We start from the raw sequence: 12107 nt of genomic DNA on the forward strand, positions 1-12107 counted from the left end.
TCCTCCAATCGTTACCACGATCTTGCCGAACTGCTCGTTTGACTCCAGATAGCGATGCGCTTCGACGATCTCCTCAAACTGAAACGTTTTGGCGATGATCGGCTGCAATGCACCGTCCCGCAGCCCGTCGAGGATGAAGGTCTTCGCCTTAGCAAGCCGCGCGGGATCGCGGATGATCTCGTGCACGAGATAGCCGCGTAGCGTCAGGCTTTTGGTCAGGACGCTGAAAAGCGGAAATGGCGTCGGCTCGGGGCTCAGGCCGCCATATTCGATGAGAACGCCACCCGGCGACATCGCGGCGGTGAGCGGCTCAAATATGGGGCCGCCGACCGCATCGAACACCACGCGAACGCCGTTTGAGCCGACGATGTCCTCCAGGCGCGACCGGATGTCCTCTTCCACCGAGGCGATGACGTCGGCGGCGCCAGCATCGCGCAAGGCCTGCCGCTTGATCGAGGTTCGCGTCACTGCAATCGGGATCGCACCGATCCGGTTCGCGATCTGAATTGCTGCAAGCCCGACACTGCTCGACGCCGCCGTAATAACCACCGCCTCCCCTCGCTTTAGCCCAGCAATATCGACCAGAGCGCCGAACGCCGTTAGATATTGCATCCATACCGCGGCCGCCGCGTCGAAGCCGAGCTCGGGCGGGTGCTTCACGACGAACTCCGCCGGAAACGTTATGAGCTCGCCATAAGCGGGCCATCGCACCATCGACACGGGCGGCACGATGCTGACGGCCTCGCCCGGCAAAAAGCCGCTCACGGCTTCGCCGATCGCCTCGACGATGCCCGCGGCCTCGAGACCAAGGCCGGACGGAAACGTCGCGGTCTCGATATAGGTCCCCTTCCGCAAGAGCGCTTCCGCACGATTGAGCCCAAGGGCCTTGACCCTGATCTGCACCTCGCGCCTCCCTGGCGGCGCAACGTCGACGGTCTCGATGCGCAGCACCTCGGGGCCACCATGTCTGTGGAAGCGAACGACGCGCGCCATGAACACACTCCAAAACAATTGAATTGAATGGAGCTATGGCAACCGGGCGGCACTGGATAAAGGGTTCAGAGGGGCGAACAGTCGAAACCAGGAGTTTGCAATCATGGACCGCCTGACCAGCATGGCCGTCTTCGTCAAGGCGGTCGATGTGGGTTCGTTCGCCGCCGCCGCCGATGCGCTCGAAATGTCGGGGCCAATGGTCGGCAAGCACGTTCGTTTCCTCGAGGAGCGCCTGAGCGTCCGCCTCCTCAACCGCACCACACGGCGCCAGAGCTTGACCGAGACGGGCCAAGCCTATTACGAGCGCTGCCGCACTGTGCTCGCTGAAGCCGAGGCCGCCGACGCCGTCGCTTCCGACGAATTGTCCGAGCCGCGTGGCCGGCTCCGCGTGACCATGCCCGCCCTGCTCGGCCGGCACTGCATCGCCCCCTTGCTGATGAAGCTTGCGCGACGATATCCCGATCTGGAGCTCGATCTCTCGTTCGGCGACCCGATCGCTGACATCATCGAGGGCCGCTATGATCTTGCGATCCGGACCGGCGATCTGCACGATCAATCCGGCCTGAAGACGCGGCGCATCGCAAGCCAGCGCATGGTGGTGTGCGGCGCGCGCTCGTATTTGCGCGCCAACGGCAAGCCGAAATCGCTCGACGATCTTGCCCAGCATCAGGCGATCATCTATCGCCGCTCCGGACGCGTCCGGCCGTGGCTGTTTCCCCGCAAGGGCCAGCCTCCGAGCGAAATCATGCCGGCGGGAAGGCTCAGGTTCGACGATCTCGATGCGATTGCGGATGCCGCGACACAGGGGATGGGACTGGCCTGGCTGCCATACTGGCTGGTCCGCGAACGCCTACGCGCCGGTACACTCATCAATCTGTTGAGCGGTCAGCCGGGATTCCTCTACGACTGCCATGCGCTCTGGCCCCGCTCGCCCCGGATGCCGCCGAAAGTTCGCGCCGCCGTGGACGCCTTGGCGGCCGCCCTGCCGAAGCTCATGACCTGACGCCGGATGCCACGACGCTGCACGGCATGGCGCGCCCGTTAACCCCGCGTCCACCATCCGGCCCGGCCTTCCGCCGGTAACCACGAGAATTAACAGACCCTCAATTCGCCCCAGACAAGTTTAGCAATGTTTCTGAGGGGTTTTGCTGTGGATCTGTTGGTTTTCGAGTTCCTGGGACTGGCCTTGGTCGCCATGTGCGTGGTCGTGGTGGCCCTGCCTTGTACGCGCAAACCCTCCCGGCGGGTCCGCTACGAATAGGATTTTCGTCGGTAAATGCGATTCCGGCCCAAATGCAAGGCTCGAATTCGCTTCGAGCCCCTTGACATCACAGCGCTTTCGGCAGAACGGCTGATGGACTTGTCATGGGCCGTTCATGGATCTGATTACCACCACCGCTGACCTTGCGGCTGCCTGCAGCCGGTTGGCCAAGCACCCCGTCATTACCGTCGATACCGAGTTCCTGCGCGAGACCACCTATTACCCGCTGCTGTGCGTGGTGCAGATGGCCAGCGCCGAGGAAGCGATCGTCATCGACACCCTGGCGGCGGGCATCGACCTCAAGCCGTTCTTCGAGCTGATGGCCAATGAGGCCGTGCTGAAGGTGTTCCACGCCGCCCGGCAGGACATCGAGATCATCTGGCATCAGGCGGGCATCATCCCGCATCCGGTGTTCGACACCCAGGTCGCGGCCATGGTGCTCGGCTACGGCGACAGCATCGCCTACGACGCGCTGGTCGAGAAGGTCACCGGACACCGCCCGGACAAGACTCACCGCTTCACCGACTGGTCGCGCCGGCCGCTGACCAAGGAGCAGATGCACTACGCCGTGTCCGACGTCACGCATCTGCGCGACGTGTTCGCAGCCCTCGATGCCGACCTCAAGAAGCGCCGCCGCAGCGAATGGGTCTCGATCGAGATGGAGGTCCTGACCTCGCCCAAGACCTACGACTTCCACCCCGAGCGCGCCTGGGAACGGCTCAAGACGCGGGTGCGCAAGCCCAAGGACCTCGCGGTCCTGATGGAGGTCGCCGCCTGGCGCGAGCAGGAGGCGCAAAGCCGCGACGTGCCGCGAGGCCGCGTGCTGCGCGATGAGGCCGTCAGCGACATCGCGACCCACGCGCCAAACACGATCGAGAAGCTCGCGAACCTGCGCTCGGTGCCGAAGGGTTTTGAGAAATCCAAATGGGGCGCCGACATCGTCGCCGCCGTCGAGCGCGGCCTGGCGCGCGATCACGCCACGCTGCCGAAGCTGGAAAAGCCGCGCAACAATAACAATGGCGCCGCGATCGTCGAGCTGTTGAAGGTGCTGTTGCGCATGACCGCGGAGCGCCATGCGGTCGCCAGCAAGGTGATTGCGACCGTCGACGATCTCGAGGAGATCGCGGCCGACGACGAGGCCGACGTGCCGGCATTACGCGGCTGGCGCCGCGAGCTGTTCGGCGAGGCCGCACTGAAACTGAAGCGCGGCGAGCTGGCGCTGGCGGTCGAGAAAGGCCGCGTGATCGGGGTTCAGCGGGCGGAATAGGCCGCCATCTCTCCCCAGCGTCGTCCTGGCGAAAGCCAGGACCCATCACCCCAGGGAAGAGTTTGGCGAAGACTCGTCGTTCGGGGCTCCTACCATCCCCATCGAGAGACCTCGCGGTATGGGTCCCGGCCTTCGCCGGGACAACAGGGTGGGTGCGGCGGAACGCTCCGCCTGCATTGACGCTTCCCTTACGCCGGCGTCAGCTTCGCCACTTCCGGCTTCATGTCATCAAGCACACCTGAAATCGCCGCGACCAGCTCGTCGATCTGAGCTTTGGTGACGATCAGCGGCGGGCAGATAGCGATGGCGTCGAGCATGTTGCGCGAGATCACGCCGCGCTCCTGCAGCATGCGGCTGGCCATGCCGCCGACGGCGCCCGGCGTTGCCGCCGCGGTCTTGCGCGCCTTATCCAGCACCAGTTCGATCGCTGCGATCATGCCGACACCGCGGACCTCGCCGACCAGCGGATGACTGGTGAGTTCACGCAGCTTGCCTTGCATGTAGCCACCGAGCTCGGCGGCGTGCGCAACCAGTCCCCGCTCCTCGATGATCTTCAAATTCTCCAGCGCAATCGCCGAGCCGACCGGATGGCCGCCCGCGGTGAAGCCGTGGCCGAGCACGCCGATCTTGTTGCTCTCATCGGCGATCGGCTCGAACATGCGATCGTTCATCATGATGGCCGACAGCGGGAAATAGCTCGAGGTGATCTGTTTGGAGACCACGATCGCGTCGGGCTTGATGCCGTAGGTTTCGCAGCCGAACATCTTACCGGTGCGACCGAAGCCGCAGATGACCTCGTCCGCGACCAACAGGATGTCGTATTTGTTCAGCACCTTCTGGATTTTGTCCCAATAGGTCGCCGGCGGCACGATGACGCCGCCCGCGCCCATCACCGGCTCGCCGAAGAACGCCGCGATCGTGTCCGGGCCTTCCTTCTGAATCAACGCATCGAGCTCCTCGGCTCGCCGCGTCGCGAAGGCTTCCTCGCTCTCCCCGGGCGCGCCGTCCTTGTAGAAATGCGGCGAGCCCGTGTGCAGGATGTTCGGGAGCGGCAAGTCGAAAGAGCGGTGGTTGTTCGGCAGGCCGGTGAGGCTGGCGGACGCAATGGTAACGCCGTGATAGGCGCGCATCCGGCTGATCACCTTCTTGCGCTGTGGCTGGCCGAGCGCATTGGAGCGATAGGCAATCAACTTCAGAACGGTGTCGTTGGCCTCCGAGCCGGAGTTGGTGAAGAACACTTTGCTCATCGGCACAGGCGCAAGCGCGACCAGCTTCTCGGCGAGATCGATCGAGGGCCCGTGCGATTTGGCGGAGAAGGTATGATAGAATGGCAGCGCCAGCATCTGCTTGTGCGCGGCGTCGACCAGCCGCTTCTCGTTGAAGCCGAGCCCGACGCTCCACAGGCCTGCCATCGCCTCGAAATAGCGCTTGCCCGACGCATCGAACACGTAGGGGCCCTCGCCGCGCTCGATCACCAGGGGACCGGCCTGCTGATGGGCGCGCGCGTTCGTGTAGGGATGGAGCTGATAGGCCACATCCCGGGCCTCTTGCGAATTGGGCAACATGGACATTTGCGGGCATCCTTGAAAGCGTCACGTCGCCGGCGCGGCCAGCGTCATCACTCGATGATCCAGCTCCTTGGCTATTGCCACCGCGCAAAACTTGCAACGTCAATTCGTCGGCAGCAAGCGCTCACCAGCGTTGCACAAAGCCGCACATCGGGCAGCTGTCACGCCGCGCCGTCGTCATTCCCATCGCCATCGGCCGCAGCGGCCTCCCGCACCTCCACCAGCGCCATCGAGAGCAGATACACCGTCGTGGGCAGACCAAGACGGCGCGCCGCCTCGGCGGCACGCGACAGGTCGCTTGCCAGCTCCTCGAGCTGATCTCCCCGTGACAATGTCCCACTCCATCCGTCGATCGCGGCCGCCTACACCGCAACGGCGCCGCTAGTTCTGATCAGCTCGGCGCTGGACTGGATTGTAGCAAAATTCCCGATCACATTCACTACTGCATGCTTGTAGGCGGCAGCATCGCCTGTCCCCGGCTGCCGGCAGGCCACCGCGTCGGCCACCACCTGGAAGCGATGGCTGCGGTGAAACCCGTCGATAGCGGTGGCCAAGACAGTTTCGTCCAGGGAAAAGCCAGCGAGCACGCAACGGACATTGCGGATATTGGACATGTAGTCCACAAACCGCGACGAACTGTAGGCTGACGGCAGCGGGTGCTCGAACGTCATTTCTCCCGGCCGCGGCTTCGCCTCCGCGATCCAATCGGTCAGCCTGGATGCCGGATTGAACCAGGCCGCCTGCGCGATGCGCTTCAGATGCATCACCGGCCAGAGATTGTCGCGCCACAGCGTCAGCAGTTCCACGCAGCGCGCCGTGGCGGCATCGCCGTCGAGGATGACGTGGCGACGTCCGGGGGTCAGATATTCGACCTGGAGATCCGCGCAGACCAGGATCGGCGGATCGTCTGTGACGGAAACCAGCATGGGTTTGCGCGCAGCTGCAGCAGTTTCAACGGCCAGCGAGCGCGACGTCCCGCAGCGGCGACGTCACGGCCCGTCCTGCCGAGGCGTCGAGCACGCCCGGCCGGTCCCAATCGCCCTCGGGGCGGATGATCACGTACGGATCGCTGTCCAGCGTAATGGCATCCGGGCCCGGTTCGATCTCCAGCAGCATTTCCGTGTAGGAGAAGTCGGAAAAGGTGATCTTGCGATTGTGACCGAGCGGCTTGGCCCCGAAATGAGCCCAGAAATCGACCAGCCGGTCCTGCGCCTGGCCGTAGATCTTGCGAAAGCCCTTGCGCTTCACATAGTCGACGCTCGCCTGTACCAGCTTGAATGAGACCCGCGAGCGCCGATATTGGTGCCGCACCGCAAGCCGTTCCACCTTGGCGAAATCGCCGAAGAACCGCACCCGTAGACAGCCCGCAGGCTCGTTGCCGACATAGCCGATGAAATGCGCGGCGACCATGTCGTTCCCGTCGAACTCCTCGTCGAACGGGCAATCCTGCTCGGCGAGATAGACGGCTGAGCGGATCGAGGTGACCAGCATGAGATCGCTGAGATCGCGTGCGAGGCGAATGGTGATGGCGCGGGAATCGGGCTTCGCGAGAGGAATCCTAGTACCGTGCATCTGCAAAACTCCTTGCTTGGATGATCGCGCCCGGCATGCGCATCGGCTGCCGATGCCAGGGCCGCTCGTAGCACCAGAGGTCGGGTTGGAAGCTTGGAACAGGCTCGAAGCCTGTCGCCTTCATGATATCGCGTCCGGCCACGGTTGACGGCTGCGCATAGCAATCCGCGTTGCGAAACCTTAGCTGTCTAAGATGAGCCGCGGCCTTGCCGAGACCGGCGACGCCGCGCCCCGTCGCCGCGATCGCCCAGATGTAGATGGCGGAAACGTCTTCCTTCGCGGACGCGAGATGGCACGTCTCGGGCGCGGTGAGGCAGATCTCGTCGAGCAGCAGCGCATCATGCCCGCGATCGTTGAGAAACAGGAAGGCCATGCCGCCGACGAGCTTGCCCTTCCGGCTGAAAGTCAGGATGCTCTCGGGATCGAAGGCGAAATATTTTGCAAGCTCAGTCGCCCCGATCCGAACGCCCGGCACCAGCCGGTGCGCCAGCTGCGAAAGCGCGGCGATTTCGGAAAATTGGGCACGACGGACGTCGACATCCGGACTGAGCGGCAGCGCGTCGAAATCATGCCTTTCGGCAAACGAGCCCCTTTCCATACCCATGTCACCCCTCTATCGTTCGCGGCTTTCGTGCCCCGCTATGACCAAGAGCTTAGCGGCTGGGGATCAGGCGTATGCAGCAGTTATTGCACCGGGGTGCTGCGATAATGCAGCACCGTGAAGAAGCCCTGGACATGTCCTGGGACGATTTGAAACTGTTTTTAGCTTGCGCAAAATATAAAAGTTTCCGCAACGCCGCCGAGGAGCTCGGGCTCACCTCCACCACCTTGATGCGCAGGATCGATCGGCTCGAAGAGAGCATCGACTGCAAGCTGTTCCTGCGCGACCAGAGCGGGCTCACGCTCAGCGACGAAGGCAGCGCGATGATCGCCGACGTCGCGCACATGGAGCGTCATGCCTTCAACGTGTTCCGGCGAGCCTCGCGATCGTCGAACGATATGTCAGGCACCGTGCGGGTCGCGGTGACCGAAGGTCCCGGCAATTTCTGGATCCTGCCGCGACTGATCGACTTCCAGAAGACCTATCGCAAGATCACCGTCGACCTGCGCTGCGCGATGGAACAGGCCGACGTCGCGCGGCTCGAATCCGATATCGCGATCCAGCTCGAGCCGCCGACCAATCCCGATCTGATCGTCGCCAAGCTCGGCCGGCTGCACATCTATCCCTTCGTGTCCAAGGAGTACGAAAACCTCTACGGCGTGCCGGCGAGCCTGGCCGAGCTGAAGAACCACCGCATCATCAAGCAGAGCGCTCCGCAGGTCGACGACGGCGCTTATGCCCGCGTGCTCGGACTTAAGTCGCTCGAGGGCATCGTCGGGATCAAGACCAATTCCTCGGTCGGCGTGCTCTACGCGGTGGAGCGCGGCGCCGGCATCGGATTCCTGCCGACAGTTTCGATCGCGCTCGGCGCCCCGCTCGTCGCCGTCGATCTCGGCGTCAGCCACCACGCCGATCTCTGGCTCACCTATCACAAGGAGTTCCGCGCCTCCGAGCGCCACAAGATCGTGGTCGATTGGTTGAAGAAAATCTTCGATCCAAAGATCCATCCCTGTTTCCGCGACGAGTTCATCCACCCGAACGCGCTGGCGCCGATGATGACGGCCGCGCGCGAGGGTTTTGGATTGACGGGCTATGTCGCGGCAATGCCGACTTAAAACTCGAGCATGATCCTTTCGTAAAACCGCGTCGCAGTTTTCCGGATCCTCCTCTGGGCCGACGCGGGCAGGCTTCGCCTCACCATCGATGTTCGAAGCCGACCGTGCCCTGGTGCGACGTCAGCTCGTTGCGGAACTTGCCGTCGTAATTGACGTAGAGCCGCGCCGTGTTGGTCAGGCTGAGCGAGGCCGAGGCGCCGGCATCCGTGCCGTAGCGGCTCTCGCCGATGCCGGGCACGACGATGCTCTGGGTCCCGAGGCTGACCTGCACCGATCCCAGGTTCTGATGGAAATTGTCGACGAACTTGCCATAAGCGGACAGGTCCAGGATCTTCTGGTCGAAGATGAAGTAGCGTCCAATCTCGGCTCCGATCATGACGCGCGCGCGCGAGAGCGCAGTCGAGCCGACATTGAGTGGATCGAGGCCGCCAACCTCCTGGAACGCGACGCTAGTGGCGCGGACATATTCCAGTGCACCCTTGGGCACGATGCGCATCTGATCCTTGGTCCAGTAATAGCTGATCTCGGTCAGCGCGCCGTCGACTGCGGCGCGATAACCCGCGGTCGCAAGTCCCAGGCCGGTGTCCCGGCTGGAGCGGACCTTGCCGAAGCCGTGCACCACCGCGAACGCCCAGGTCCAGGGACCCTTGTCGACCGAGCCGCTGAAGCCGAGTTGCGTCAGGTCCAGCGTCGCGGACTGAAGTGCGAGCGGCACGTCGATGTCGGTGTGGCTCTGGTCGACGGAGAAGCCGAGATTGACACCCGGCGCGAGCCGCGCGCCGAAACCTGCGACACCGCCAAACGTCTTGCGCTTGTCGCCGACAAAGTCTCCTTGCGCATCCGTCCGGACCGAGATGCCGTAGCCCTCGAACCAGGTACGGTAGCGCGGATCTTCCGCGCCCGCCGATGCGCCGCCGCCGCCGGGATTGGTCCGGAACGCCCGGTTGACGCCGCCAGAAGCCTGGCTGCCGAGCCGCTCCAGGAAATTCGAGCCGAGATTGAGCGCGCTGTTGCCGGCCGACTGGTCGTAATTGGTCGCGGTCGGCATCGGAATCGGCGTCGGTGACGGCGTGGGTGTCGGGGTCGGCGTAGGCGTAGGCGTAGGCGTAGGCGTCGGACTTTGCGCAAAGCCTGATGTCGTCGACAGTACCATGATGAGCGCAAACGCCGCGGCAGCCGCGATCCAACGGACGCGGTTCAGCCTGATCGCCTGCCGTGTCTCTGAGGGCTGCGACGTGCAGCACATGGCGACAAATCCCGAAGCAAAGGGCGGCGCGCAAAAATGCAACAGGAGCGGCGCACGCGTGCCGCGATTTGTGCCGAACTGTTACTGAGGGTCAACCGGCTGGCGCGTCCAGGCAAAGGCATTGCTTCCGATTGTGGTTCCGCGGCCACAGGTCGCAAATTGCGGACGGGCGCTCCGGTCGGGCTCTTGAAATTCGCGCGCGGCTTGCTAACGGGCGATTTTCATGTTGCAATATCGGACACAATCGGAATTGGCCGCTCGACTGTGCGTTTCGCGACATTGAACTCAAGACTCGAACAGACTACCGGAGGCCCGTTTGTGGCGTGGCACGCGAAAAGCGGCCGCGTCGTTTTTGTATCTAGCGGAGGAGACTGAGGATGCCGCAAAAGGGCACCGTCAAATGGTTCAACCCGACCAAGGGCTATGGGTTCATCAAGCCGAACGGCAGTGATAAGGACGTCTTCGTCCACATCTCCGCCGTCGAGCGCGCCGGACTCTCGACCCTTAATGAAAATCAAGTGGTCGAATACGACCTCGTGGAGAACCGCGGCAAGGCATCCGCGGAGAACCTCAAGGTTTCCTGATTGCTCTCGCGGTCTGCGCAAGAGATCATGACGTTGCCCCCGGCTCTGCCGGGGGTTTTTGTTTGGGATGAAAGTATTCCGAGTGCGACGGCGCTTCACCGCACCAACGGCGCAACCAGAAAGTTCTCCGACGGCCCGCTGCCCGCGGTCTTGCACACATCGCCCTCGATCCGGACCTTGCCCGTCGCGAGCAGGCTCAGTGCTGCGGGATAGATGCGGTGCTCGACTTCGAGGATACGCTCCGACAGCGTGTCCGCCGTGTCGTGGTCGCTGACGGGAACGGCGCCCTGCATCACGATTGGACCGGCGTCGGTCTCGGGGATCACGAAGTGCACTGTCGCTCCGGACAGCTTGACGCCGGCGCGCAACGCCTGGCCGTGCGGGTCGAGACCGGGGAACGATGGCAGCAGCGAGGGATGGATGTTGAGCATCCGCCCGTACCAGGCCTTGGTGAATTCGGCCGTGAACAGGCGCATGAAGCCGCCGAGGCAAATCAGCTCGATGCCGTGCTGATCGAGCGCTGCTTGCAGCACCTTCTCGAAGCCGGCGCGGTCCTTGCCGAACGGCTTGCTTTCGATCACCAGCGTCTTCACGCCGCTCGCTTTGGCCCTTTCCAACCCCTGCGCATCGGCCTTGTTCGAGATGACGAGCGAAATCTCCGCCGGAAAATCCGGCGCGGCCGCGCCCTTGATCAGCGCAGCCATGTTGGAGCCACGGCCGGAAATCAGGATGGCGACGCGGCGTTTCATCACAGCGCCAGATCGAGATGGCCGTTATAGACGACGCGGTGCTCGCCCTCAGCCGGGATCACAGTGCCGAGCTGTGCCACGGTCTCACCGGCATCGGCGAAGACCTCGACGACCTCTTCGACCTTGTCCGGCTCGACGATTGCGATCATGCCGATCCCGCAATTGAAGGTCCGCAACATTTCGAGCTCGGCGATGCCGGCCTGCGCGGCCAGCCATTTGAACACCGGCAGCACTGGCAGGCGCGCCAGATCGATACCGACGCCGAGATGCTTCGGCAGCACGCGCGGAATGTTGTCGGTGAAGCCGCCTCCGGTGATGTGGGCAAGCCCCTTCACCGCGCCGGTCTCGCGGATCGCGCGCAGGCAGGATTTGACGTAGAGACGCGTCGGCGTCAGCAACGCGCCGCCGAGCGTCATGACGGGCGCAAACGGCGCCTGCGCCCCGAAGCCGAGGCCGGATTGTTCCACGATCTTGCGCACCAGCGAGAAACCGTTGGAGTGCACGCCCGACGAAGCGAGCCCGATCACGGCATCGCCGGCGGCGATGTCCTTGCGCGGCAGGAGCGTGCCCCGCTCGGCGGCGCCGACGGCAAAGCCGCCGAGGTCGTAGTCGCCGTCCTTGTAGAGGCCGGGCATCTCGGCCGTCTCGCCGCCGATCAGGGCGCAGCCGGATTCGCGGCAGCCTTCGGCGACGCCGGCGACAATCGACGCGGTCGCCTCCGGATCGAGCTTGCCGCAGGCAAAATAGTCCAGGAAGAACAGCGGCTCGGCGCCCTGCACCACGAGGTCGTTGACGCTCATGGCGACGAGGTCGATGCCGATCCCGCCATGCAGGCCGGTCTCGATCGCGATCTTGAGCTTGGTGCCGACGCCATCGGTCGCGGCCACCAGGATGGGATCCTTGAAACCGGCGGCCTTGAGATCGAATAGGCCGCCGAATCCCCCGATTTCGGCGTCGGCGCCGGGCCGTGCGGTGGCGCGCACCATCGGCTTGATCAGGTCGACCAAGCGGTTGCCCGCATCGATATCGACGCCTGAATCGGCGTAAGTGAGGCCGTTTTTGCGGTCGGTCATGCCCGATTTCCAGTGGGTTTGCGGCTGGTTACGTCGAATTCCGGGGACGCGCAATGGCTCGCATGGCGCGCCGCCGTA

At 63.8% G+C, this 12107-nt stretch carries 13 protein-coding genes; 4 read left to right on the forward strand and 9 right to left on the reverse strand.

The genetic code is table 11. The annotated features are described in order from the left end of the window. On the reverse strand, positions 1 to 993 hold a 993-nt coding region (locus tag ABIB80_RS34075; protein WP_354129080.1), incomplete at its 3' end, for a zinc-dependent alcohol dehydrogenase family protein. 103 nt (positions 994 to 1096) lie between these two features. Here ABIB80_RS34075 and ABIB80_RS34080 point away from each other — a divergent pair. Further along, positions 1097 to 1996: a LysR family transcriptional regulator gene (locus tag ABIB80_RS34080; RefSeq protein WP_007591906.1), complete on the forward strand. Its 900-nt coding sequence runs from the start codon at positions 1097 to 1099 to the stop codon at positions 1994 to 1996. A 373-nt stretch (positions 1997 to 2369) separates the two neighbouring features. Continuing rightward, the gene (gene rnd / locus ABIB80_RS34085; RefSeq protein ID WP_007591909.1) at positions 2370 to 3521 is read left to right on the forward strand and encodes a ribonuclease D; all 1152 of its coding nucleotides are present in this window, start codon (positions 2370 to 2372) and stop codon (positions 3519 to 3521) included. 188 nt (positions 3522 to 3709) lie between these two features. On the opposite strand, the gene ABIB80_RS34090 is transcribed toward rnd, so the two are convergent. The 5 genes from ABIB80_RS34090 to ABIB80_RS34110 form a co-directional block, all read right to left on the reverse strand. After that, the gene (locus ABIB80_RS34090; RefSeq protein WP_007591914.1) at positions 3710 to 5092 is read right to left on the reverse strand and encodes an aspartate aminotransferase family protein; all 1383 of its coding nucleotides are present in this window, start codon (positions 5090 to 5092) and stop codon (positions 3710 to 3712) included. A 158-nt stretch (positions 5093 to 5250) separates the two neighbouring features. Next, positions 5251 to 5421 carry a hypothetical protein gene (locus ABIB80_RS34095; RefSeq protein ID WP_007591915.1) on the reverse strand — a complete coding sequence of 57 codons (171 nt, stop codon included), beginning with the start codon at positions 5419 to 5421 and terminating at the stop codon, positions 5251 to 5253. A 30-nt stretch (positions 5422 to 5451) separates the two neighbouring features. Continuing rightward, entirely contained in the window at positions 5452 to 6015 is a 564-nt protein-coding gene (locus tag ABIB80_RS34100; protein WP_007591916.1) for an isochorismatase family protein, read from the reverse strand. A gap of 25 nt (positions 6016 to 6040) precedes the next feature. Next, positions 6041 to 6661, reverse strand: a complete 621-nt coding sequence (locus ABIB80_RS34105) for a GNAT family N-acetyltransferase (RefSeq protein WP_007591919.1) — start codon at positions 6659 to 6661, stop codon at positions 6041 to 6043. After that, positions 6648 to 7265, reverse strand: coding sequence for a hypothetical protein (locus ABIB80_RS34110; RefSeq protein WP_007591921.1), 618 nt, complete (start codon positions 7263 to 7265; stop codon positions 6648 to 6650). The genes ABIB80_RS34105 and ABIB80_RS34110 overlap by 14 nt, the downstream gene beginning before the upstream one ends. A 71-nt stretch (positions 7266 to 7336) precedes the next feature. On the opposite strand from ABIB80_RS34110, the gene ABIB80_RS34115 reads away from it, so the two are divergent. Continuing rightward, positions 7337 to 8377, forward strand: a complete 1041-nt coding sequence (locus tag ABIB80_RS34115) for a LysR family transcriptional regulator (RefSeq protein WP_007591923.1) — start codon at positions 7337 to 7339, stop codon at positions 8375 to 8377. A gap of 79 nt (positions 8378 to 8456) precedes the next feature. Here the strand turns inward: ABIB80_RS34115 and ABIB80_RS34120 are convergent, their stop codons facing one another. Continuing rightward, entirely contained in the window at positions 8457 to 9623 is a 1167-nt protein-coding gene (locus ABIB80_RS34120) for an autotransporter outer membrane beta-barrel domain-containing protein (protein WP_007591933.1), read from the reverse strand. Positions 9624 to 10000: 377 nt separating this feature from the next. Between ABIB80_RS34120 and ABIB80_RS34125 the strand changes: the two genes are divergently transcribed. Continuing rightward, complete coding sequence (locus ABIB80_RS34125) at positions 10001 to 10207, forward strand: cold-shock protein (RefSeq protein ID WP_007591938.1); 207 nt, start codon at positions 10001 to 10003, stop codon at positions 10205 to 10207. 95 nt (positions 10208 to 10302) lie between these two features. On the opposite strand, the gene purN is transcribed toward ABIB80_RS34125, so the two are convergent. Then, positions 10303 to 10956, reverse strand: a complete 654-nt coding sequence (purN, locus tag ABIB80_RS34130) for a phosphoribosylglycinamide formyltransferase (RefSeq protein ID WP_007591940.1) — start codon at positions 10954 to 10956, stop codon at positions 10303 to 10305. Further along, entirely contained in the window at positions 10956 to 12029 is a 1074-nt protein-coding gene (purM, locus tag ABIB80_RS34135) for a phosphoribosylformylglycinamidine cyclo-ligase (protein ID WP_007591942.1), read from the reverse strand. Before purM ends, purN begins: the two co-directional genes overlap by 1 nt. Positions 12030 to 12107 lie beyond the last annotated feature (78 nt).

Origin of the sequence: Bradyrhizobium sp. i1.15.2 (genome assembly GCF_040548425.1) — a bacterium.
In the GTDB taxonomy this organism is placed as follows: domain Bacteria; phylum Pseudomonadota; class Alphaproteobacteria; order Rhizobiales; family Xanthobacteraceae; genus Bradyrhizobium; species Bradyrhizobium canariense.

Bases quoted from the DNA above. Each gene is read 5' to 3' on its own strand.
- ABIB80_RS34080 (WP_007591906.1), top strand. From the start codon at position 1,097: ATGGACCGCCTGACCAGCATGGCCGTCTTCGTCAAGGCGGTCGATGTG.
- purN (WP_007591940.1), bottom strand. From the start codon at position 10,956: ATGAAACGCCGCGTCGCCATCCTGATTTCCGGCCGTGGCTCCAACATG.
- ABIB80_RS34105 (WP_007591919.1), bottom strand. From the start codon at position 6,661: ATGCACGGTACTAGGATTCCTCTCGCGAAGCCCGATTCCCGCGCCATC.
- ABIB80_RS34110 (WP_007591921.1), bottom strand. From the start codon at position 7,265: ATGGGTATGGAAAGGGGCTCGTTTGCCGAAAGGCATGATTTCGACGCG.
- ABIB80_RS34125 (WP_007591938.1), top strand. From the start codon at position 10,001: ATGCCGCAAAAGGGCACCGTCAAATGGTTCAACCCGACCAAGGGCTAT.
- rnd (WP_007591909.1), top strand. From the start codon at position 2,370: ATGGATCTGATTACCACCACCGCTGACCTTGCGGCTGCCTGCAGCCGG.
- ABIB80_RS34100 (WP_007591916.1), bottom strand. From the start codon at position 6,015: ATGCTGGTTTCCGTCACAGACGATCCGCCGATCCTGGTCTGCGCGGAT.
- ABIB80_RS34120 (WP_007591933.1), bottom strand. From the start codon at position 9,623: ATGTGCTGCACGTCGCAGCCCTCAGAGACACGGCAGGCGATCAGGCTG.
- purM (WP_007591942.1), bottom strand. From the start codon at position 12,029: ATGACCGACCGCAAAAACGGCCTCACTTACGCCGATTCAGGCGTCGAT.
- ABIB80_RS34090 (WP_007591914.1), bottom strand. From the start codon at position 5,092: ATGTCCATGTTGCCCAATTCGCAAGAGGCCCGGGATGTGGCCTATCAG.
- ABIB80_RS34115 (WP_007591923.1), top strand. From the start codon at position 7,337: ATGCAGCAGTTATTGCACCGGGGTGCTGCGATAATGCAGCACCGTGAA.